Source organism: Serpentinimonas barnesii (genome assembly GCF_000696225.1).
Taxonomy (GTDB): Bacteria; Pseudomonadota; Gammaproteobacteria; order Burkholderiales; family Burkholderiaceae_C; genus Serpentinimonas; species Serpentinimonas barnesii.
In genome coordinates this window covers 66,608-88,589 of record NZ_BAWN01000020.1, presented here as the reverse complement: position 1 = coordinate 88,589, position 21,982 = coordinate 66,608, and the positions used below count along the sequence as shown (strand labels likewise).

At 68.1% G+C, this 21,982-nt stretch carries 18 protein-coding genes; 9 read left to right on the top strand and 9 right to left on the bottom strand.

Features of this window, described 5'->3' with window-relative positions; genetic code table 11:
- Window positions 1–18: 18 nt before the first annotated feature.
- Entirely contained in the window at window positions 19–564 is a 546-nt protein-coding gene (locus SRAH_RS06860) for a DUF192 domain-containing protein (protein ID WP_076606998.1), read from the top strand.
- An 18-nt stretch (window positions 565–582) separates the two neighbouring features.
- Here SRAH_RS06860 and SRAH_RS06855 read toward each other — a convergent pair whose 3' ends face one another.
- The 6 genes from SRAH_RS06855 to SRAH_RS06830 all read right to left on the bottom strand — a co-directional run bounded on the left by SRAH_RS06855 (window position 583) and on the right by SRAH_RS06830 (window position 8,247).
- Window positions 583–1,791, bottom strand: a complete 1,209-nt coding sequence (locus tag SRAH_RS06855) for an ABC transporter permease (protein WP_029462609.1) — start codon at window positions 1,789–1,791, stop codon at window positions 583–585.
- Between the two features lies 1 nt (window position 1,792).
- On the bottom strand, window positions 1,793–2,617 hold the full coding sequence (locus SRAH_RS06850) for an ABC transporter ATP-binding protein (protein ID WP_082210105.1): 825 nt from the start codon (window positions 2,615–2,617) through the stop codon (window positions 1,793–1,795).
- The gene (locus SRAH_RS06845) at window positions 2,614–3,957 is read right to left on the bottom strand and encodes an efflux RND transporter periplasmic adaptor subunit (RefSeq protein WP_029462607.1); all 1,344 of its coding nucleotides are present in this window, start codon (window positions 3,955–3,957) and stop codon (window positions 2,614–2,616) included. Before SRAH_RS06845 ends, SRAH_RS06850 begins: the two co-directional genes overlap by 4 nt.
- Window positions 3,954–5,498 (bottom strand): efflux transporter outer membrane subunit, encoded by a 1,545-nt coding sequence (locus SRAH_RS06840; protein WP_052369115.1) that lies wholly within the window; start codon window positions 5,496–5,498, stop codon window positions 3,954–3,956. Before SRAH_RS06840 ends, SRAH_RS06845 begins: the two co-directional genes overlap by 4 nt.
- A gap of 263 nt (window positions 5,499–5,761) precedes the next feature.
- Entirely contained in the window at window positions 5,762–6,781 is a 1,020-nt protein-coding gene (locus SRAH_RS06835; RefSeq protein WP_029462605.1) for an alpha-E domain-containing protein, read from the bottom strand.
- Window positions 6,782–6,798: 17 nt separating this feature from the next.
- A complete protein-coding gene (locus SRAH_RS06830; protein WP_029462604.1) occupies window positions 6,799–8,247 on the bottom strand; it encodes a circularly permuted type 2 ATP-grasp protein in 1,449 nt (482 codons plus the stop codon).
- A gap of 206 nt (window positions 8,248–8,453) precedes the next feature.
- Between SRAH_RS06830 and SRAH_RS06825 the strand changes: the two genes are divergently transcribed.
- From SRAH_RS06825 to SRAH_RS06815, 3 genes are all read left to right on the top strand, one after another.
- On the top strand, window positions 8,454–11,870 hold the full coding sequence (locus SRAH_RS06825) for a transglutaminase family protein (protein WP_029462603.1): 3,417 nt from the start codon (window positions 8,454–8,456) through the stop codon (window positions 11,868–11,870).
- A gap of 119 nt (window positions 11,871–11,989) precedes the next feature.
- The gene (locus tag SRAH_RS06820; RefSeq protein WP_045476555.1) at window positions 11,990–14,563 is read left to right on the top strand and encodes a circularly permuted type 2 ATP-grasp protein; all 2,574 of its coding nucleotides are present in this window, start codon (window positions 11,990–11,992) and stop codon (window positions 14,561–14,563) included.
- A gap of 19 nt (window positions 14,564–14,582) precedes the next feature.
- On the top strand, window positions 14,583–15,497 hold the full coding sequence (locus SRAH_RS06815) for a transglutaminase family protein (protein ID WP_029462601.1): 915 nt from the start codon (window positions 14,583–14,585) through the stop codon (window positions 15,495–15,497).
- Between the two features lie 65 nt (window positions 15,498–15,562).
- Here SRAH_RS06815 and SRAH_RS06810 read toward each other — a convergent pair whose 3' ends face one another.
- From SRAH_RS06810 to aztA, 3 genes are read right to left on the bottom strand one after another with little or no spacing between them, the layout of a single operon-like run.
- Window positions 15,563–16,600: a metal ABC transporter solute-binding protein, Zn/Mn family gene (locus tag SRAH_RS06810; RefSeq protein WP_082210103.1), complete on the bottom strand. Its 1,038-nt coding sequence runs from the start codon at window positions 16,598–16,600 to the stop codon at window positions 15,563–15,565.
- A 4-nt stretch (window positions 16,601–16,604) separates the two neighbouring features.
- Window positions 16,605–17,477: a metal ABC transporter permease gene (locus tag SRAH_RS06800; protein ID WP_029462599.1), complete on the bottom strand. Its 873-nt coding sequence runs from the start codon at window positions 17,475–17,477 to the stop codon at window positions 16,605–16,607.
- Complete coding sequence (gene aztA / locus SRAH_RS06795) at window positions 17,477–18,295, bottom strand: zinc ABC transporter ATP-binding protein AztA (RefSeq protein ID WP_045476524.1); 819 nt, start codon at window positions 18,293–18,295, stop codon at window positions 17,477–17,479. The genes SRAH_RS06800 and aztA overlap by 1 nt, the downstream gene beginning before the upstream one ends.
- A 212-nt stretch (window positions 18,296–18,507) precedes the next feature.
- Between aztA and SRAH_RS06785 the strand changes: the two genes are divergently transcribed.
- From SRAH_RS06785 to SRAH_RS06765, 5 genes are read left to right on the top strand one after another with little or no spacing between them, the layout of a single operon-like run.
- Window positions 18,508–19,128, top strand: coding sequence for a Fur family transcriptional regulator (locus tag SRAH_RS06785; RefSeq protein WP_029462597.1), 621 nt, complete (start codon window positions 18,508–18,510; stop codon window positions 19,126–19,128).
- Window positions 19,125–19,766 (top strand): ABC transporter ATP-binding protein, encoded by a 642-nt coding sequence (locus SRAH_RS06780; RefSeq protein ID WP_029462596.1) that lies wholly within the window; start codon window positions 19,125–19,127, stop codon window positions 19,764–19,766. The genes SRAH_RS06785 and SRAH_RS06780 overlap by 4 nt, the downstream gene beginning before the upstream one ends.
- The gene (locus SRAH_RS06775) at window positions 19,763–20,974 is read left to right on the top strand and encodes an ABC transporter permease (RefSeq protein ID WP_029462595.1); all 1,212 of its coding nucleotides are present in this window, start codon (window positions 19,763–19,765) and stop codon (window positions 20,972–20,974) included. Before SRAH_RS06780 ends, SRAH_RS06775 begins: the two co-directional genes overlap by 4 nt.
- A 55-nt stretch (window positions 20,975–21,029) precedes the next feature.
- Window positions 21,030–21,332 carry a hypothetical protein gene (locus SRAH_RS06770; RefSeq protein ID WP_029462594.1) on the top strand — a complete coding sequence of 101 codons (303 nt, stop codon included), beginning with the start codon at window positions 21,030–21,032 and terminating at the stop codon, window positions 21,330–21,332.
- A complete protein-coding gene (locus SRAH_RS06765; RefSeq protein WP_076606997.1) occupies window positions 21,322–21,978 on the top strand; it encodes a DUF3299 domain-containing protein in 657 nt (218 codons plus the stop codon). Before SRAH_RS06770 ends, SRAH_RS06765 begins: the two co-directional genes overlap by 11 nt.
- Window positions 21,979–21,982: the final 4 nt, after the last annotated feature.

Here is a 21,982-nt window from a genome sequence, read left to right as displayed (position 1 = left end):
ACAGACCTGACAAACCGCATGTTTAAACCCTTGGCTTGGCTTTTCTCTGCCGCTGCGTTGCGGTTTGTGCCGCTGTGTGGGCTGGCCATCGGGCTGGGGCTGACCAGCGCTGCGCAAGCCCGGCAGCCGCCGCCCGAAGCCCCGCAGCAGCAGACGCAGCCGCGGGAGGGCGTGCCGCAACTGGATTTGCCGCGCCTGCAACTGCAAGCCGGCTTGCACCTGATCACGGTGCAAGTGGCCAGCACCCCGGCGCAACGCAACACCGGCCTGATGTGGCGCCGCACCATGCCCGCCAACGAGGGCATGTGGTTTGTGTTCGAAACCCCGGCGATCCAGTGCTTCTGGATGAAAAACACCTTTTTGCCCCTGACCGCCGCCTTTGTGGCCGACGACGGCCGCATCGTCAACCTGGTGGATATGCAGCCGCTCTCGGAGCGCTCGCATTGCTCGGCCGAGCCGGTGCGATTTGTGCTGGAAATGCACCAAAGCTGGTTTTCCCAGCGCGGCATTGAGGCCGGGCAGCGCTTGCGCGGCTCACCCTTTGCCGCCGCCCCCGTGCGCTGAGCGGCGGCTAGGCCCCTGTCACTCGTGGCGCAGTGCCTCGATCGGGTTTAGCCGCGCCGCACGCTGCGCCGGAAAATAACCAAACAGCACCCCGATGCCGGCCGAGAAGGCAAAGGCGAGCGCGTTGATGCCGGGGTCGAACACAAAGGGCACGCTCATCAGCGCCGACAGCCCGATGCTGGCCCCCAGCGCCAGCGTCATGCCAATCAGGCCGCCTATGGCCGCCAGCACCACCGCCTCGATCAAAAATTGCAACAGCACCTCGCGCTCACGCGCCCCGATGGCCAGCCGCAGCCCGATTTCGCGCGTGCGCTCGGTCACGCTCACCAGCATGATGTTCATGATGCCGATGCCGCCCACAATCAGGCTCACCGCCGCCACCGCACCCAGCAGCAGCGTCATGATGCGGGTGGTGCCCGAGAGGGTCTGGGCCAGTTGCCGGGTGTCGAGCACGTTGAAGTTGTCTTCGTCGGTCTCGCTTAGGTTGCGCCGCTCGCGCAGCAGTTGCACGATACCAGCGCGCACCGTGGCGGTTTCGACGCCGTCTTGCATCGACACCTGCAAAACGCCGATGCGGGTGTGGCCCACGATGCGGCGCTGAAAGGTGTTGAGCGGCATGTGCACCAGGTCGTCCTGGTCGTTGCCAAACGCGCCCTGCCCCTTGGCCGCCAGCACCCCGACCACTTCGCACGGCATCTGGCGCACGCGCAGCATGGCACCAAGGGCCGGATTCGGTCCAAAGAGCTCGCGCCGCACCGTCTCGCCGATCAGGCACACGGCTGCGCCGGCGCGTTGCTCCTCCTCGCTAAAAGGGCGGCCTTCGGTCAGGCGCCAGTTGCCGGTGAAGAGCCAGTCTTGGCTGCTGCCGATCACTTGGGTGGACCAGTTGCGGCCATTGGCCACCACCGTGGCGCCGCTGCGCGCTTCTGGGGCAGTGGCGAGCACGCCCGGCACCTGCTCGAATATGGCTTGGGCGTCGGCCGCTGTAAAGGCCGGTGCCGCCTGACCCGCCCCGGCCGGCCCCATGCGCTGGCCCGGACGCACCTGCAGCAAATTGGTGCCCAGACCCTGAATTTGCGTCTGGATGGCCAGCGTGGCCCCGTTGCCCACCGTGACCATGGTAATCACCGCCGCCACCCCAATCACGACCCCCAAAATGGTGAGAAAGGAGCGCAGCAGGTTGCGCCGAATCGAGCGCAGGGCAAGGATGAGGGCGTTGAGCAGCATGTCAAACGGCAGCGGCGGGGGTGGCAGCGGGTGTGGGTGCTGGCACCACCGGGCTGGAGTTGGGTTGGTCGCTGGCCACCCGCCCATCGACAAAGCGCACCAAGCGGCTGGCGTAGGCGGCGATGTCGGCCTCGTGCGTGACCATCAGCACGGTCAGGCCGCGCTCGCGGCTCAGGGACTGGATCAGGGCCATGATCTCGTGGCTGCGCTGGCTGTCGAGGTTGCCGGTGGGCTCGTCGGCCAGCAGCACCTGCGGTTCGGTGACGATGGCGCGCGCGATCGCCACCCGCTGCTGCTGCCCGCCCGAAAGCTCGGCCGGGGTGTGATGCGCCCAGGGGCTCAGGCCCACGGCATCGAGCGCGGCGCGGGCGGCAGCATGGCGCTGCTTGGCTGGCAGGCCGCGGTAGACCAGCGGCAGCTCCACGTTTTCCAGCGCGGTGGTGCGCGCCAGCAGGTAAAACCCCTGAAACACAAAGCCAAAATACTGGCGCCGCAGCAGCGCCAGCTCGTCGCGCTGCAAGCCCTGCAAGGGCACGCCGCGAAAGCGGTACTCGCCCGCGCTGGCGGTATCGAGGCAACCGAGCAAATTCATGGCGGTCGATTTGCCGCTGCCGCTGGGGCCCATGATGGCCACGAACTCACCGGCGGCAATCTGCAAATCCACCCCTTTGAGGGCCAAAAAGGCGGTCTGGCCCTGACCATAGACCTTGCTCACGCCGCGCAGCTCGATTAGGGGCGACGGGGCGGGGGCGGGGGCGGGTGCTGCGGCTGCGGCTGCGGCTGCTGCGCCGGTTTGCACCGGCTGGGGTGGCGCGGCCGGGTTCATGGCCTTGCTGCGCCGGCGCGGCCTTGGCTGACGATCACGGCCAGGCCCTCGACCACGCCCTCGCCCGAGACCTCGGTCTGGCGGCCGTCGGTGATGCCGGTGCTCACTTGCAGCGGCACCGGTTGGCCGTCTTGCAGCACCCATATCTGGCGCTGGCCGGGGCGCGAATCGACGCGCGCTGCGCGTGGCGGCGCTGCGGGCAGGCGCGGCAAGAAACTGGCCAGCACCCCGCCACTAGGCGCTGCCCCGGCCGTGGCGGCGGGCAGAAAGCGCAAGGCCGCATTGGGCACCAACAACACGTTGTCGCGCTGCACCGCCACGATGCTGGCCGTGGCCGTCATGCCGGGGCGCAGGCTCAGGTCTTGGTTTTCCACCCGAATGGTGGTGGTGTAGGTGACCACGTTGTCGGCTCGCGTGGCCCCGAAAGCCACGCGGCTGACTTGGCCGGCAAAGCGCCGCGCCGGTTGGCTGCTGACCGTGAAGGTGGCGGGCTGGCCCGCGCTCACGACGCCGATATCGGCCTCATCGACGCTGACTTGCAGCTCCAACTGGCGCAAGTCCTGGGCCAGTTGCAGCAAGGTGACGGCTTGCAAGGAGGCGGCCACGGCATTGCCCGGATCGACCGAGCGCGCCAGCACCACGCCGTCGATGGGCGAGCGGATCGAGGCCTTGGCCAGATTGGTTTCGTGGCTGGACAGATTAGCCCGCGCCTGCTCCACCCCCGCTTGCGCGTTGAGCACGTTGGCGCGGTTGCGCTCCTGTGCCGCTTGAGCGCGTTCGGCGGCGGCGCGCGCGGTGTCGAGCTCGGCCGCCGAGGGCACCTTGCCGCCCGAGAGGCGCTGCACCTCTTGCAGCCGCGCCAGTTGCGCCTGCGCTTCGCGCAGCGTGGCTTCGGCTTCGAGTTGGCTGGCTTGCGCCAGCGCCACCTGGGCCTGCGCCCCCGCCAGCGCGGCGCGGCCGTGGCGCACCTGGTCTTGCAGCCGTTCGGTGTCCAGCTCGATCAGCACCTGGCCGCGGCGCACCGGGTCGTTGATGTCCACGTGCACCGCGCGCACCGTGCCCGAGAGCTCGCTGCCGATGTTGACCGCGCGCACCGGCTGCAAAGTGCCGTTGGCGGTCACGCTGCGGGTTAAGGTGCCGCGCAGCAGCGGCTCGGTTTGGTACACCGGGGCGGCCTGGCGTTGCTGGGCTGCGCTCCAAAACCACCACGCCAGCAGCGCCAGCCCCAAAACGGCCAGCGCCACCCACAGGCGCGGGCGGCGCCACCAGCGGCGCGCTGGGGTGGCGGCGCTCAGCAAGGCCGCAGCCGATGGGGAAGATGAAGGGTCTGCAGGGCTCATGGCGTGTTGTCGTTCTGGGGTCGTGCGGCTTGCACATCGGCAGCGTTCCAGCCACCGCCGAGCGCCTTGACCAGGCGCACGTGGTCGGCGCTCCAGGCGGCGCGGGCGTTGGCCAATTCGATCTGGGCGGTGAGCAGGTTGTGGCGGGCATCGAGCCAGATGCGGTAGTCGATCAGGCCGCTGGTCAGGCGCAGCAGCGCCAGCGCCTCCACCTCGGCTGCTGCCTCGGCGGCCTGGGTCAGGTTTTGCAAGCGCTGCTCGCTGGCTTGCAGCGCCAGCAGGGCGTGCTCGACTTCGCGCAGCGCCGTCAGCACCGCGGCTTCGAGTTCGATGCGGACCTGCTCGGCCGCCGCCTGCTGCACCTGCACCTGGGCGCGCGCGGCCCCGCCATCGTAGAGGCTGGCAACTAGGCGCAGCAGCAGCGTGCGCGTGAGCGCGCCCGCGTCGAACAAATCGCTCACCCGCGGGCTGCGCCAGTCCAGCGTACCGCCCAAGGCCAGGGTGGGCCAGCGCTGTGCATCGGCCTGCGCCGAGCGCGCCAGCGCTGCCGCCAACCGTGCCTGGGCACGTTGCACGTCGGGGCGCTGCAACAAGGTGTCGGCGGGAATGGCGCGCGCCAGTGCGGCCCCGGCCACGGGTATGCCGCTGGCGGGCAAATTCAGGGCGGTTTGGGGCGGGCGGCCGCTCAGCACCGCCAGCGCCGCTTCGGCTTGGCCGAGCCCGGCTTGCAACTCGGGCAAGGTGGCGCGCAGTTGCGCCAGATTCAGGCGCGCCTGCTCCAAATCCTGCCCCGACATCAGCCCGGCCTGCACGCGCCAGCCCACGATCTGCACGAATTCCTCTTGCAAGGCCAGGCGCCGCTGCACCACGCCCAGGCGCTGCTGCAGGGCGCGCCATTCGAGGTAGTTGAGCGCCACTTCGGCCGCTAGGCTCACCCGCACATGGCCGAATTGTGCGCTGGCTGCTTGCACCTCGGCCGCCGTGGCCGCTTCGGCCATGCGGCGCTGACCAAACCAGTCCAGCTCCCAACTGGCATCAAGCCCGGCGCGCCAGGCGCTGGCCGCACTGCCCTGCCCCGCCTGCGCGCGCTGGGCGCTGGCGCTGGCTTGCAGTTGCGGCCCCTGCCCCGCTAGGCTGATGGCGTTGAGCGCGCGCGCCTGCTGCAGCGCGGCCTCGGCCGCACGCACACTGGTGTGCGCTTGCAGCGACTGCTCGATGAGGGCGCTCAGGGCCGGGTCGTCGAAGGCGCGCCACCAATGCGCGAGCTCGGCTGGGGCAGGATAGGCTTGCGCGGGGGCGGGCAAGGCTGGGGCGGTTTGCTCTGGTGCCTGGGCTGGCACCGCCCCCTCAGGCCAAGGGTTGCGCCAGTCGGCGGCCAGCGGGGTGCCCAGCGCCTGCGTCACCGACACGCCGGCCGCTGGAGCGCTTGCAGCCGGCGCCCAGGCACAGCCCGACAAGGCCAAGCCCAGCAACGCCGCGACAACAGCCGCACCCAAGCCACGTCCACCGCCAACAACAAAGAAAAAATGGTTAATTTGCATCAAGACCTGCAGCCACCGGCTCCAACCCGTGAAAACCCTGATTGTGAACCCAATGGACACGTCGGGGGGTGGGCCGCTGCCCAATGGGCTTGAAGTGTGCGCCATCCCCCTTCAGTCTGCGCCCGTGCAGGCCCCAAGCCCGATGGCCATGCAGGGAATTGGGCGCCAGCGCGGGGCGCCCTGCGCCCGCCTTCGCGCCACAAAAAGGTGCGCGGCCCAGCCGAGCGCACCATGGCAGTGCCAGTGCCGCTCCACGCCACCCCCTATTCGGCTTGCTGGATGGGCGCAGGCAGCAAAAAATTTTGGCTGATGCGCGTGCCCAACTGGTTCACCCGATCCAGAAAGTGCACCAAAAAAACGTGCAGACCACCGCTGAAAATTTCGTCGATGCGCGCAAACTGCAAGCTGGTACACAGTTTGCCGGCCAAGCGCTCGGTTTCGCCCGAACCGGCATTGCGCACCGCGCGCAGATTGCTCAGCACCTCATTCATGCAGGCCAGCAAGCTGCGCGGCATGTCTGGGCGCAGGATCATCAGCTCGGCCACCCGCTCCGGTGTGATTTCGTCGCGATACACCTTGCGGTACACCTCGAAGGCGCTGACGCTGCGCAAAATCGCACTCCAATGGTAAAAATCCAGATTGTCGTCGTCTTCTTTGCCGGCTTCGGCGGGTCCTTGACTTTGAGCCGCTCGCACCAACCCCTCTGGCAACAAAGGAAATGGGTTTTCAATGGCATGGAATTTCACATCGAGCAGGCGTGCCGTATTGTCGGCCCGCTCCAAAAAGGTGCCTATGCGAAAAAAGTGGAAGGCCTCGTCTTGCAGCATGGTTCCAATGGCCACTCCACGCGAAAGGTGCGAGCGAAATTTGACCCATTCAAAAAACTCCCACGGTTCTTGCTCGATGGTCTGGCTTTGCAACATGCGCTTGAGTTCGATCCAGGTCTGGTTTTGCGTCTCCCAGACCTCAGTCGTGAGCACCCCCCGGACCGCACGCGCATTTTCGCGCGCCGAGCGCAGGCACGAAACAATGCTCGATGGGTTGTTGGGGTCGCGCACCATGAATTGCAGCACCGCTTTGGGCTGCACTTCGCCATATTGTTCCTGATAGGCCGGAAGCAGCTCGCAAATGCGCAACATGCCCTCCCAGCCCTGCTGCGCGGCGGCGGCTGATTGCGGCAGCAGCGCCGATTGAAAATTGACATCGAGCAGGCGTGCCATGTTTTCGGCGCGCTCAGTGTAGCGCGACATCCAGAACAAATGATCGGCGGTTCGTGACAGCATGATTGTACCCCTTTGCTTCAGTTTTCCATCACCCAGGTGTCTTTGGTGCCCCCGCCTTGCGAGGAATTGACCACCAACGAGCCCTCTTTGAGTGCCACCCGGGTCAGGCCGCCGGGCACCATCTGCACCACCTTGCCACTGAGCACAAAGGGGCGCAAATCCACATGGCGCGGCGCAATGCCTTGTTCTACAAAGGTCGGGCAACTCGACAAGCTCAAAGTGGGCTGAGCGATGTAGTTGTCGGGCCGTTTGAGCAGCGCCTGGCGGAAGTTCTCGATTTCGGCGCGCGTGGCCGCCGGGCCAATCAACATGCCGTAGCCGCCCGCTCCGTGCACCTCTTTGACCACCAATTCCTCCAGATGGGCCAAAATGTAGGCCAGATCCTCGGGCTTGCGCCCCTGAAAGGTGGGCACATTGCTCAAAATCGGGCGCTGCCCAAGATAAAACTCGATCATGGCCGGCACGTAGGGGTAAATCGATTTGTCGTCGGCCACTCCCGTGCCTATGGCATTGCACAGCGCCACATGGCCTTTTTGGCAGGCCCGCAGCAGGCCCGGGCAGCCCAGCGTGGAATCGGGCCGAAAAGCGCTGGGGTCGAGGAAATCGTCATCGACGCGGCGATAAATCACATCGACGCGCTTGGGGCCCTGGGTGGTGCGCATATAAACGAAGTCGTTGCGCACAAACAAATCTTGGCCCTCAACCAGCTCCATGCCCATTTGCTGCGCCAGAAAGGCATGCTCGAAATAGGCGCTGTTGTACATGCCGGGAGTGAGCAGCACCACGGTGGGCTCGGTGGTGTGCGCAGGGCAGACGCCGCGCAGCGTTTCGAGCAGCAAATCGGGGTAATGCGCCACCGGGGCCACCCGGTTCAGGCTGAATAGCTCAGGGAACAAGCGCATCATCATTTTGCGGTCTTCGAGCATATAGCTCACGCCGCTGGGTACGCGCAAATTGTCTTCGAGCACAAAATACTCGGCTTCGCCCGCGCCGCCCGGCACCGGCGCGCGCACGATGTCGATGCCGGCAATGTGGGCATAGACGCCACCGGGCACCGCCACGCCTTTCATTTCTGGGCGAAACTGTGCATTGCCCTCAATTTGCTCGCGCGGCACCAGCCCGGCCCGGATGATTTCCTGCTCGTGGTAAATGTCGTGGATGAAGCGGTTGAGCGCCTGCACCCGCTGCACCAGCCCGGCCTGCAGCCGCTGCCATTCCTGCGCCGGAACGATGCGCGGAATGAGGTCGAAGGGGATCAGGCGCTCGGTGCCGCTGCCGTCTTTGTCCTGGTCGCCATAAACCGCGAAGGTGATGCCCAGGCGGCGAAAGTTGAGCTCGGCCTGCTCGCGCCGGCTGGCCATGGCGGCATGGGGCTGCTCTTGCAACCAGCGGTCGAAACTGCGGCAATGCGCGCGCGCCTGCCCTAGGCTGGCGTACATCTCGTCGTAGGTGTGGGTGCGGTTCATTGGGTCCCCTTGGTGGCGCCGCCGCCGTTGGCGCGCCTGCTGTGCTTAAAGCAAAGGCCGTGCCACCAACCCCAAAACCCATGCTACCCGGCCGCTGCCGCAAGCTTGGCACGCCGTGGGCACAAGCTGGCGCAATCTTTGCATGGCTCTAGGGCGCCGCACTCCGCGATGCCCCTTGCGCAGCACCTCTCAAGCGAAAGCACGCCATGTCGATCCAAGTTGCCCTCAGCCACACCACGCACTACCGCTACGACCGCCTGATCAACTTGGGCCCGCAGGTGGTGCGCTTGCGTCCGGCCCCACACTGTCGCACCCAGGTGCTGGCCTACACGCAGCGCATCGAGCCCGCCGCGCACTTCATCAACTGGCAGCAAGACCCGTTTGCCAACTACCAAGCCCGGCTGGTGTTTCAAGAGCCCACGCGCGAGTTCAAGGTCACGGTTGAACTGCTGCTGGAAATGGCGGTGCACAACCCGTTCGATTTTTTCCTCGAACCCTATGCCGAGCAGGTGCCCTTTGCCTACCCCAGCGGCTTGCGCGCCGAACTGGCACCCTACCTGGCGCATGCGGCGGCCACACCCCGGCTGCAAGCCTACCTGGCCACAATCGAGCGCCAGCCGCTGCGCACACTGGATTTTCTGGTCGCCCTCAACCAAAAAGTGCAAGGCGACATACGCTACACCATCCGGCTCGAACCCGGCGTGCAGAGCCCCGAGCAAACGCTGAGCCTGGGCAGCGGCTCCTGCCGCGACAGCAGTTGGCTGCTGGTGCAGGTGCTGCGCCACCTGGGGCTGGCGGCGCGCTTCGTTTCGGGCTACCTGATCCAGCTCAGCCCCGACGTCAAGGCCGTGGATGGCCCGGCCGGCCCCGTGGCCGATTTCACCGATCTGCACGCTTGGTGCGAGGTCTATCTGCCGGGGGCGGGCTGGATCGGGCTCGACCCGACCTCGGGCTTGCTGGCGGGCGAGGGCCACATCCCACTGGCCTGCACGCCCAAGCCCTCCAGCGCGGCCCCCATTTCAGGTGCGCTCGATGAATGCGAGGTCGAGTTTCAGCACCACATGCAGGTGCAGCGCAGCCTGGAAACGGCGCGCGTCACCAAACCCTACACCGAGGCGCAGTGGAGCGCCATCAACGCCCTGGGCGAGCAGGTCGAGCAAGACTTGCACACCCACGATGTGCGCCTGACCATGGGCGGCGAGCCCACCTTCGTGGCCACCCGCGACCGCGATGCGCCCGAGTGGAACACCGATGCGCTGGGCCCGACCAAACGCATTTATGCCACCGACCTGCTGCACCGCCTGCGCCAGCAATACGGGGCCGGCGGCTGCCTGCACCTGGGCCAGGGCAAGTGGTACCCCGGTGAGCAACTGCCACGCTGGGCGCTGTCGCTGTTTTGGCGCGCCGACGGCGAGGCGATCTGGCAGCAACCCGCCCTGCTGGCCGACGAACGCGAGCCGGCGCAGTACGGCGCCGCCGAGGCACAGCGCTTCATCGAGGCGCTGGCGCAGCAACTGGGCTTGCCGACCGAGCACATCCGGCCCGGCTTTGAGGACACCTGGTACTACCTGTGGCGCGAACGCCAGTTGCCACTCAACGTGGACCCCTTTGACTCCAAGCTCGACGACGAGCACGAGCGCGCGCGCCTGCGCCGCGTTTTCGGGCAAGGCTTGCAGTCGCCGGTGGGCTATGTGTTGCCGCTGCAAGCCGATGACGGCAAGCCTGGCGCGGCACCGGGGGCTGCGAGCGATGCGTCTGCGCAGAGCCGCTGGCGCTGGCGCAGCGGGCCGTGGTTGTTGCGCGAGCAGCGCCTCTACCTCATACCCGGCGACTCGCCCATGGGCTACCGGCTGCCGCTCGATGCGCTGCCTTGGGCCTCGGCGGCCGACAGCCCGGCGCGCACCGAAGCCGACCCCCAAGCCCCCAGCCCGGCCCTGCCCAGCGCCCAGATATTGCGCCAGCCGCACCCGACGCAGCAAGCGGGCGGCCCGGTGCGGATTCCGCAGCGCGGCGAATCGGCCGCCTGGCTGATGCGCACCGCCCTGTGCGTTGAAGCCCGCGACCCGCAGCGCGCCAACGGGCCAGCCAGCGAAGCCAGCCACGGCAGCCAGAGCCAGCATTTGTATGTGTTCATGCCGCCGCTGGAGCAGCTCGAACCCTACCTGGAGCTGCTGGCCGCAGTGGAAGCCACGGCCGCCAAGCTGGGCCTGCGGGTGGTGCTCGAAGGCTACCCGCCGCCGCGCGATGCCCGCCTCAAGCTACTCCAAGTCACCCCCGACCCGGGCGTGATCGAGGTCAACATCCACCCGGCGCACAACTGGGGCGAGCTGGTCGAGCACACCGAGTTCCTCTACGAAGCGGCGCACCAGACCCACCTGTGTGCCGAAAAATTCATGACCGACGGCAGCCACACCGGCACCGGCGGCGGCAACCACTTCGTGCTCGGCGGGGCCACAGCGGCCGATTCGCCTTTTTTGCGCCGCCCCGACCTGCTGGCCAGCCTGCTCGCCTATTGGCACAACCACCCCAGCCTGAGCTATTTGTTCAGCGGCTTGTTCATCGGCCCGACCAGCCAGTCGCCGCGCGTGGACGAAGCGCGCAACGACCAGCTCTACGAGCTCGAAATCGCGCTGGCGCAAATCCGGGCGCTTGGCGCAGCAAAGCCAGGCCCAAGCCCCAAGGGCGGCAGCCACACCGACTACCTGTCCCCCTGGACGGTGGACCGCATTCTGCGCAACCTGCTCATCGACGTCACCGGCAACACGCACCGCAGCGAGTTTTGCATCGACAAGCTCTTTAGCCCCGACAGCGCCAGCGGCCGCCTCGGGCTGCTGGAACTGCGCGCTTTCGAGATGCCGCCGCACGCGCGCATGAGCGTGGCCCAGCAACTGCTGCTGCGGGCTTTGGTGGCGCGCTTTTGGCAACAGCCTTGGAGCGGCCCGCTCAGCCGCTGGGGTACCGAACTGCACGACCGCTTCATGCTGCCCACCTTCGTGCGCCTGGATTTTGAAGACGTGCTCGACGAACTGGCTGCATTTGGCTACCGCTTCGAGCGCGAGTGGTTCGAGCCGCACTTCGAGTTTCGCTTCCCCTCCATAGGCCAGGTGCAGCACCGCGGCCTGGAGCTGACTTTGCGCCACGCACTGGAACCCTGGCACGTAATGGGCGAAGAAGGCGGCGCGGGCAGCACCGTGCGCTACGTGGATTCGTCGCTGGAGCGCATCGAGGTGCGCCTGCGCGGCCACAACGACAGCCGCTACCAGATCGCCTGCAACGGCCACACCCTGCCGCTGCACCCCACCGGCACGGTGGGCGACTACGTGGCCGGGGTGCGCTTCAAGGCCTGGAACCCCCCCTCGGCGCTGCACCCGACCATTGGCGTGCAGGCACCGCTGAGCTTCGACATCGTGGACACCTGGATGCAGCGCTCCATCGGCGGCTGCCAGTACCATGTGACACACCCCGGAGGGCGCAGCTACGACACCTTGCCGGTCAACGCCTTCGAAGCCGAAAGCCGTCGGCTGGCGCGTTTTGTGCCCTTTAACCACACACCGGGGCCGCTGCTGTTGCAGCCCGCGCGCATCAGCCGCGAGTTTCCGTTTACGCTCGACCTGCGAAAATAAGCCCCATACTAGGTCCCCAAGCCCGCTGCGGGCACCTGTCGAACCGCCTGCTCCACCCCGTGACCCACCCCCTCGATCGAAACCCGCCCGCCCAAGCCACCCACGCCCCAGCCGGCGCCATGGCGGCGGCCTTGGCGCAAGCGGTGCCCGCTGGCCACTTCGACGAGCTGCGCGGCCTGCAGCCCGGCCCGGATGGCCTGGATCCGCTCTGGGCGCAATTTTTCGAACACATGGGCAGCGAGGGCTTTGCCGACCTGAACCGGCGCCAGCACAGCCTGGCGCAGCAGTTGCGCGACAACGGCGTGAGCTACAACGTCCATGCCGACGAGCACAACCCGCAGCGGCCGTGGGCACTCGACCTGTTTCCGCTGCTGGTGAGCCCACAAGACTGGAGCCAGATCGAAACCGGGGTGCTGCAGCGCACGCGCTTGCTCAACCTCGTCATGGCCGACCTTTACGGCGCACGCGAACTGCTGCGCCGTGGCTTGCTGCCGCCGGCGCTGGCGCTGGGCCACCCCGACTACCTGCGCGCCATGCAAGGGGTAGAAGCGCTGGGGCAGACCTGGCTGCACATCACCGCATTCGATTTGGCGCGCGGCCCCGACGGGCGCTGGTGGGTGTTGTCGCAGCGCACCCAGGCCCCGCCCGGTTTGGGCTATCTGCTGGAAAACCGCATCGCCATTGCGCGCCAGTTCCCGCAAGCCTTTGCCTCCATGCGCGTGCAGCGCCTAGCGGCCAGCTACAAGGCGCTGATGCAGGGCTTGCAAACGCTCTCGCCGCGCGGGACCGAGGCGCGCATGGCCTTGCTCACCGGCGGCCCCCACACCCGCAGCTACTTTGAGCACACCTACCTGGCGCGCTACCTAGGGCTGAACCTGGTTGAGGGCAACGACCTGACGGTGCGCGAGCAGCGCCTGTATCTCAAAACCATCGAGGGGCTGGAGCCCATCGATGTGCTGATCAAAACCCTGGACGACCAATGGCTGGACCCGCTCGAGCTGCGCCCCGACTCCAACTTGGGCGTGCCGGGCCTGATGCAGGCGCTGCGTGCGGGCCATTTGCTGCTGGCCAACGCGCCCGGCTCGGCCCCGCTGGAATCGAGCGCGCTGCTGGGCTACCTGCCCGCCATCAGCGAGCACCTGCTGGGCCAGCCGCTGGCCCTGCCCTCCTTGCCCACTTGGTGGTGCGGTGAGGCCGAACACCGGCACAGCGCGCTGCAGGGGCTGCGCCAGGGCGTGCTCAAAAGCACCTTCAACCCCCACGGCGCAGGCCACGAGGCGGTGTTCGGCCCCACCCTGACCCCCTCCGGGCTGGACCAACTGGCCGGGCGCATCGTGCGCCGCCCCGATGAGCACACCCTGCAAAGCCACCTGCCGCTGTCGCAACACCCCATCTGGCACGGCAAGCAAATCATGCACCGCCCGGCGCTGCTGCGCGTGTTTGCGCTCGCCGACGGGGCCAGGTCCTGGCGCGTGCTGCCCGGCGGGCTGGTGCGCCTAGGGCCGCGCTGGCAAGCCATGGCCCCGATGCAGCGCGGCAGCAGCAGCGCCGACTGCTGGGTGCTGACCCAAGGCGAAGTGGACCAGACCAGCCTGCTGCAAAGCGCGCCCAGCACCCTGAGCCTGGCGCTGCAAAAACGCCTCATCACCAGCCGCTCGGCCGAAAACCTGTTCTGGCTCGGGCGCCACACCGAGCGCGCCGACAACGCCGTGCGGCTGGCCAGCCTGACCCTGCGCTGCCTGCAAAGCGAAGAGCAAATCCGGCCCCAATTGCTGGCCTGGTTGTCGGTTTGCGCCAAATTCAACGGCCTGGTGCTGCCTGCCGTGCCCAATGCGCAGCAGTCGGCGCGCGTATTTGCCCGCGCCGTGATTGCCATGCTGGGGGCCGATTCGGGCGCCCACAGCGTGGGCTACACCCTGCGCGCCCTGCGCAACACCGCCAGCCATGTGCGCGAGCGCCTGGCGCAAGAGCAGCGCAACCTGATCGAGCGCGTGGAAACCGGCTTCAGCCAGGCCCACCAGCGCCTGGCCTGCGAGGCCGACTCGGCCAGCCCCGCCGCACTCGAGGCGCTGCAACACGCCAGCGAACTGCTCTCGGCCATCACCGGAGCGCAGACCGACCGCATGGTGCGCGACGACGGCTGGCGCATGCTCAGCATCGGGCGCCACATCGAACGCCTGAGCACGCTGGCGCACGCGCTGGGCAGCGCGATCGACACCGACAGCATCGCCGACGACCAAGGCTTCGAAGCCGTGCTGGCCTTGTTTGACAGCACCATCACCTTCCATGCCCAATACCAGCAACGGCGCGATTGGGTGGCCTTGTTGCACATGCTGGTCACGCACGGCGACAACCCGCGTTCGCTGGCCTGGGTGCTCTCGACCTTGCGTTCGCGCCTGAGCAAGCTGCCCGAATCGAATGGCCAGCGCGCCAGCCAGCTGTTGCGCGAACTGCCCGACCCCAGCGGCTGGGACCTGATCGCGCTCAGCGCGGCCGCGCCCGGTGCCTGCAGCCAAAGCATGCCCGGCCTCAGGCCCGGCTTCGTGCCCCATGATGCAGCTACGGCCAGCAGCCAGCCTGCACTGCGCCAGTTGTTGCAGTCGTGTGAGAGCCAGGCGCTGGCCGTATCTGATCGGCTGGGCGACTGGTACTTCAGCCACACCGACAGCAGCAGCCAGAGCCTGATGCTCTAGTGCAGATCGAGCCCCCACCATGCTGCTGCGCATCATCCACAAGACCCGCTACCACTACCAATCGCCGGTGGTGCAAGCCTTGCACAAGGCGCATTTGCAGCCGCTCACCGACAGCGGCCAGCGCGTGCTGGCGCACCACCTGCTCATTTATCCGCAGCCCACGTGGCGGGAGCAGCAGTTCGATGCCTTTGGCAACGCCTGCACCCTGTTTGCCTTGCAGCAGTCGCACGAGCACCTGCAAGTGTGGGCCGATAGCCTGGTGCAGACCGATGAGCCCGCTCCCCTGGGCCCCAGCCCGGCTTGGGAAAGCGTGCGCGAGGCGCTGCGCTTTTGCAGCGGGGCCCCCTTCAGCGACGCCAACGAGTTTGTTTTTGCGTCCCCCTTTGTTCCGATCGATGATATTTTTGCCGATTTCGCGCGCCCGGCCTTTGCCCCCGAGCGCCCCTTTTTGCAGGCTTGCTACGACTTGATGCAAAAAATCCACACCCAGCTCAAGTACCAGACCGCCAGCACCGAGGTGCACACGCCGGCGCGGGTGGCGCTGCAACAAGGCACCGGGGTGTGCCAGGATTTCGCCCACATCATGCTGGGTTGCCTGCGCAGCCTGGGGCTGCCGGCTTGCTACCGCAGCGGCTATATGCTGACCCAGCCGCCTGCAGGCCAGCCGCGCCTGATCGGGGCCGACGCCTCGCACGCCTGGGTGGCGGTGCCGCTGGACGGGCAGTGGTTCGACTTCGACCCCACCAACCTGCGCTGCGGCATGCAGCGCCCAGGCGCCGATTACGTCAGGCTGGCGAGCGGGCGCGACTTTGGAGACGTCTCGCCCTTGCGCGGCGTCATCCGCGGGGGCGGCGAGCACAGCCTAGAGGTGCGGGTCACAGTGGCCCCGCCCGAGGAGCTCGATGCGCTCGGGGGCGCGGCGCCAGGGGCCTAGATCAGCCGGGCCTGGTCGGGCTTCAGACGGCAACCCAGCTTGGCACACAACACCCCCCCACACACTCAAGCTCCGACAATCGCCCGCGTCAGGGCCTGGGTGTTGTGGCGCAGCATGTCCACGTAGGTGGGCGCGGTGCCACCGGGGGCCGAGAGCGCATCGGAGTACAGGCGCCCGGCCGGGCGCAGGCCGGTCTCGCGCGCGATCTGCTCGATCAGGCGCGGGTCGGTCACGTTTTCCACGAACAAGGCGCGCACCTGCTCCTGGCGGATTTGCTGCACCAGCCGCACGATGCCGCGCGCCGTCGGTTCGCTGTCGGAGCTGACGCCGCGCGCGGCCAGAAAACGCACGCCGTAGGCTTGGCCGTAGTAGGCAAAGGCGTCGTGCGAGACGATCACCTTGCGCTGCGCCGGCGCGATCGGGGCCCAGGCGGCGCGGATGTCGGCGTCGAGCTGCGCCAGCACGGCGTCGTAGGCCTGGGCGCGCTGGCGGTAGAAATCGCAGCCGGGGGCGTCGGCGGCGCACAGCGCGTCGGCGATGTGGCGCACATAGCTGCGCGCATGGGCCACGTTTTGCCAGGCGTGCGGGTCGTGCTCGCCGTGGCTGTGCCCGTGACCGTGGCCGCCATGGCTGTGGCCGTGGTCCGCGCTGCGCAGCGCCGCTATGCCCCGGCTGACCACCACGTGCTGACCGCGGAAAGCAGCGCTTTGCAGCAGGCGCGGTATCCAGCCCTCGAAGCCCAAGCCGTTGGAAAAAAGCAGCCGCGCCTGGCGCACCTGGCGCGCGTGCGAGGGCCGGGGCTGGAACACGTGGGCGTCGCTGTCGGGGCCGATCAGCACATCGAGCTGCAAGCGCTCGCCGCCCACCTGGCGCACCAGGTCGCCCAAAATGCTGAAGGTGGCCACCACCGGCAGCGCGGTCGCTGGGGCCGCTGCGCCTGCTGCCCCCGTTGCAGGCCCTGCTGCCGGGGCCGCGCTGCTGGCCGCACCCGCCTGCGCGGGCACTGTGGCCACCCCTTGCGCCGCCGCCAAGCCCGTCGCACCCAAGCCCCAGGCTGCGCCCACACCCGCCAGCAGAGAAGTAGCAAAACGCCGTCGCTTCATCGCCTCATCCTTTCAAATGCACCGGAGAAATGGCCCTTTGCCGCCACAGACCAAAGCGGCCAAACACCATGGAAAACGCATACACCGCGCCCAGCGCGAGCACGATCGCCGGGCTGGTCGGCCAGTCGGCGTGGTAGGAAAGCAGCAAGCCGGCCACGCAGCAGACCAGCGCCAGCAGCGGGGCCAGGCCCAGCAGCGACTGGATGCGCCGCACCCAAAAACGCGCCGCCGCCGCCGGCAGCACCATGATCGCCACCGCCATCAGCGTGCCCAAGGCATGAAAGCCGGCCACCAAGTTGAACACCACCAGCACCAGAAAACCGTAGTGCGCCAGCGCGCTCCAGCGCCGGCTGTGGGCGCGCAAAAAATCCGGGTCCAGGCACTCCAGCACCAGCGCGCGGTACAGCAGCGCCAAGGCCAGCAGCGAAAGCAGCGCAATGCCCAGCAGCAGCCCCAGCGCCGCGTTGTCCAGCGCCAGCACCGAGCCAAACAGCACGTGCAGCAAATCCACCTGGCTGCCGTAGGTGGAGATGATCAGCACCCCCAGCGCCAGCGAGAGCAGGTAAAAGGCCGCCAGCGCCGTGTCTTCGCGCAAGATGGTGCTGCGCGCCACCAGCCCCGAACCCACCGCCACCACCAGCCCGGCGACGATGCCGCCCAGCGTCATGGCCCCAAGCGACAGGCCGGAGATCAAAAAACCCAGCGCCGCGCCCGGCAAAATGGCGTGCGCCATGGCGTCACCCGTGAGGCTCATGCGGCGCAGCATCAGAAACACCCCCACCGGGGCCGCGCTCAGCGACAGCAGCAGGCAGCCGAGCAAGGCCCGCTGCATAAAGGAAAACTCCCACAAGGGGGCGAACCACGCCAGGGCCGACATCAGTGCGGCCCTCCGGCAGGGTGCGCCGCCGCATCGGCCTCGCACCACGGGGCCAGGTCGTCGAAGGACTCGCGCATGCCCAAAGCGCGGCGCAGATTCGCGGGCGTGAGCACCGCCGCCGGGGCCCCGTGCGCCACGGGTTCGCGCGCCAGCAGCAGCGTGTGCGGAAAATGCGAGCGCACCAGCCCCAGATCGTGCAGCACCGTGAGCACGGTTTTGCCGCTGGCGCTCCAGTCTTTGAGCAGTTGCAGCAAGTCGGCGCTGGTGTTTTCGTCCACCGCGGCAAAGGGCTCGTCAAGCAGCAGCAGGTCGGCGTCTTGCAGCATCAGGCGCGCAAACAGGGCGCGCTGAAACTGCCCGCCCGACAAGGTGTCGATGGTGCGCGCCTCAAAGCCCTGCAAGCCCACCGCGGCCAAGGCCTCACGGCAGCGCTGGCGGTGCACAGCCTGCCAACGCCCGAGCGCCCCCACTTCGTGCCACAGGCCGAGCTGCACCAGGTCTTGCACCGTGACCGGAAAGCTGCGGTCGATCTGCGGCGACTGCGGCAGATAGGCCACGCGCCGCCCAGCCAGCCCCTCGATATGCCCCGAAAGCGGCCGCAATTGCGCCGCCAGCGCCTTGAGCAGGGTCGATTTGCCCGCGCCGTTGGGCCCGACGATGGCCACCAGGCTGCCCGCCGCCCAGCGCAGCGAGAGGTGGTGCACCGCCGGATGGCGCTCGTAGCCCACGGTGAGGTTGTGCAGCTCGATGGCGGGCCGAACGGCAGCCGTACCCGGCCCCGGCTCTGCGCATGCATGGTCTGACTGGGGCGGCGGCATGTGGACCAAGCCCGGCGCTGGAGCGGAGACTGACTCTGGCTTGGACTTGGGCAGCACCCGCAGCGGCACGGGCACAGCCGCAGACAGTGACGCCGGTGCCGCAGCAGCCTTGGCCATGAAAAATCGGGAGATCACGTTATTGCAACTCGATTGCGTTAATATCGGCATCATAACGCAACTCGGTTGCGCTAGCCCAGTCCAAAGCCATGCACATGCCCAGCCCTGCCGACACCCCCAGCCCGCTCACGCCCGAGGTGCTTGAGCGCTTGCATGCCGCCGGTTTGCGCCTCACCGTGGCCACCCGCGCCGTGCTGGGTGTGCTGGCGGCTGCCCCGAACAGCTCGCCCTGCCACTTCGAGGTGCTGGCGCAACTCAAGGCGCGCGGCGTGGCCATCAACCGCGTCACCCTGTACCGGCTGCTGGACCGACTGGCCGCCTGCGGGCTGCTGCTGCGCCACCCAGACCCCAACGAGCGGCGCTGGCGCTTCACTTGGGCCGGGGCCACCCCAACCTCGGCCAGCACGCCCCTGCCCTTGGCTGCGGCGGCCCCGACGGCCCAGACCGCCTTGCAGCCGCACTTTGAATGCGACTCCTGCCACCAACTGCTGCCGCTGGCCCTGGAGCACCCTGCAGCCCCACCCGGCGCCGCACCCCACACCCAAACCGCTGCCGAGCTCGAAGCCCAGCTGCACGCCCAAGCCCTCGCACAAAACTGGTCTGCTGCCCTGGCCGCCTTGGGGCACCGAGCGCAGCGGCTCGACCTCACCTTGCACGGCACCTGTGCCGGTTGCAGCCACCCCACACCCCAGCCCCCCGCAACCCAGCCCACATGATCCGCACACTAGCACTGCGCCACAGCTGGCGCGATGGACCCACGCTGGCTTACCCCGATCTGGAATGCCCCAGCGGCCAGACGCTGCTGCTGCGCGGCCCCTCGGGCAGCGGCAAATCGACCTGGCTGGCGCTGCTGGCCGGGCTGCTCACACCCAGCGCTGGCCTGCTCGAAGTTGCCGGGGTGCAACCGGCGCGCCTGTCGCAGCGCGAGCGCGACCACTGGCGCGCGCGCCAAATCGGCTTTTTGCCGCAACGCGGCCTGCTCAGCGCGGCCCTGAACGTGTACGACAACCTGCAACTGGTCGCCTACGCCAGCCGCCAGCCGCTCGACCCCGGCCACTTCCAGCACCTGATCGACACCCTGGGCTTGGGCGATTTGTTGCAACGCCGCATCCACCAGCTTTCCACCGGGCAGGCGCTGCGCGTGGCCTTGGCGCGCGCCCTGCTGCGCCGCCCGACCGTGCTGCTGGCCGATGAGCCCACCGCCAGCCTCGACGACGAGCACGCCGCCCAGGCCATGGCCCTGATCCGCCAGCAAGCCCAGGCCAGCGCCGCCACCCTGGTCGTCGCCACCCACGACCAGCGCGCCGTGCAGGCCCTGCCCGATGCGCGCACGCTCTGGCTGGCCGCGCCATGAACACGCTCGGCTTGTCTTGGCGCTACCTGTGGTCGCGGCCACTGGCCACGGTGCTCAACCTGCTGCTGCTCACCCTGGGCGTGGCCGCCATGGCCTTTGTCTTGAGCGCACGCGAGCAGATCACGCACTCCTTCGAGCGCGACTTGTCGGGCATCGACGCCGTCATCGGGGCCAAGGGCAGCCCGATCCAGCTCATCATGTCCGGGGTTTTTCACCTCGACGTGCCGCCGGGCAACATCCGCTTGGCCGAGTTGGAAACCCTGCGCCAGCACCCGCAAGTGGCGCGCATCATCCCGCTCAGCTTGGGCGACAACTTGGCGGGCTACCGCGTCGTCGGCACCACGCCCGACTACGTGACCCTGTACGGGGCCGAACTGGCGCAGGGCCAGCTCTGGCAGCAGACGATGCAGGCCGTGCTCGGCTCCCAAGTGGCGGCCAGCACCGGCCTGGGGCTAGGGCAGCGCTTTGTCGGCGTACACGGGCTCGACCCCAGCGGCAAGGCGCACGAGCTACACCCCTACACCATCACCGGCATTTTGGCCCCCTGCCGCTGCGTGCTGGACCGGCTGGTGCTCACGGCCACCGAATCGGTCTGGCTGGTGCACGACGACCTGCACGGCATGGCGCAGATGAGCCCCGAGGAGCGCGCCAGCATCGAGGCCGAGCGCGAAGTGACGATGGCCCTCATCAGCTACCACAGCCCGCTGGCGGCGGTGACCTTCCCGCGCTTCGTCAACACCCAAACCAATATGCAGGCCGCCGCCCCGGCGCTGGAACTCACGCGCCTGCTCACCCTGCTGGGTGCGGGCACCCAGGTGCTGCAAGGTTTTGGCCTGACGCTGCTGCTGATGGCCGGGCTGTCGATCTTCGTCGCGCTGTGGGCAGCGGTGCGCGAGCGCGAAACCGATCTGGCGATGCTGCGCATGCTCGGCACCCCGGCGCGGCGCCTGGTCGGGCTGCTGCTGGCCGAGGCGCTCACGTTGGCGCTGCTGGCGCTGCTGCTGGGCCTGCTGCTGGCGCAAGCGCTGCTGGCGGCCATCGCGGGCTGGCTGCCGCCGGGCAGCACGGCGCTGCTGCAAGCCTGGCACTGGAGCCCCGTGCTGCTGTGGGTGCCCTTCACGGCGCTGCTGCTGGCCACCTTGGCGGCGGCGCTGCCGGCTTGGCGGGCGCAGCGGCTCGATGTCATGACCTTGCTCAACCGGGGCTGAAAACATGCAAAGCGCGACGATGCAACCTTCCCTGCCACCTTCACTCCAAACCACCATGAAGAAAACGCTGAAACAATCCCTGTTGCCGCTGCTGGCCGCCGGCCTGATCGCCTTGCCTGCCTTAACCGCTTGGGCTACGCCCGGCCAGACGCCGCACACCCACGCGCACGGGCAGCAGCACACCCCGGCTCAAATCCAGGAAGACATCCGCCGCCACCAGGCCATGGCCGCCGCGCACCAAGCCGCTGCCGAGTGCCTGCAAGCCGGGCGCGGCGAACGCGTCTGCCACCAACAGTTGCGCGCCGCCTGCACCGGGCTGGCACTGGGCAACTACTGCGGCATGCGCCATGTCCATTGACGAGTCCGCACGGCTGCATCGGCGCGCCTGGCTGGGCCGCTCGGGTGCTTGGGCCGTGGGCGCAGCCGGTGCCTTCGGCGGCCTGGGCTGGCCGCTGCTGACGCAGGCTCAGACGTCACCCAGCGGCTCCCCCGCCCCAGCCAGTGGTGGCAGGCCTGCGGGTGCGGGCACAGCCGGTGCGGCTGGCACAGGTGCTGCTGGCGCTGCGGTGTCAGCCAACCCGCTGGCGGGCGGCCAAGGCGCGGGCGTCCACAGCCCCGAGAGCGCCTACGCCCCGCTGCCGGTGCGCACCGATGTGGTGGCTTGGTCCACCCTGGCCGACATCAGCACCCGCACCGAGCGCAACCGCGTGGTGCAGGTGTATTCACCCGCCATTTTGGCCCTCAACCAGCGCACCGTGCGCGTGCAAGGCTTCATGACGCCGCTAGACCCGGGCGAGCGCCAGGTGCATTTTTTGCTCACCTCGGTGCCCCTGACCTGCCCCTTTTGCACCCCCGGCGGCCCCGAGAGCATCGTGCAGGTGCGCAGCCGCCGCCCGGTGCGCTACACCATGGGCGCGCTGGTGGTCGAAGGGCGCTTTCATGTGCTGCACAACGACAGCCTCGGGTTTTTCTACCGCATCACCGACGCGGTGCCCGTGGACTGAAGCC